1 protein-coding gene is annotated in these 390 nt (G+C 62.6%); it reads right to left on the reverse strand.

The window, feature by feature from the left end; all coding sequences use genetic code 11:
- On the reverse strand, positions 1–390 hold a 390-nt coding region (locus KW839_RS27340), incomplete at both ends, for an Ig-like domain-containing protein (RefSeq protein WP_218426048.1).

The following is a 390-nucleotide window of genomic DNA, read 5'->3' on the forward strand; positions in this document are numbered from 1 at the left end:
GATCTGCAGCACCAGGTTGGCGGTGCTGGTGTCGCCGTCTGCGTCGGTGATGGTGTATTGGAAGGTCTCGCTGCCATCACCACCGCCGTGCAGGGCTTTGAAGTCGGCGTCCGTGGTGTTGAGGGTGTAGGTGTAGGTGCCGTTGGCGTTGAGTACCAGGGTGCCGTAGGTGCCGGCGAAGGTGCCGGGGGTAATCGGTCCAGAGTTCTCACCGACAGGTACGCGGTCAGCCCCCTGCACGTCGTTGGTCAGGACATTGCCATTGAGGGTCAGCAGGGATTCAGAGGCGGTGCCGTTGCTGTCGTTTACGCCCTTCGGCAGGTCGTCGACGATGTTGACGTTGATCTGCCCGGTCGCACTGTCGCCATCGGTGTCGGTAGCGACGACGCT

The sequence above is a fragment of the Pseudomonas sp. PDM31 genome, assembly GCF_019218965.1.
GTDB lineage: Bacteria > Pseudomonadota > Gammaproteobacteria > Pseudomonadales > Pseudomonadaceae > Aquipseudomonas.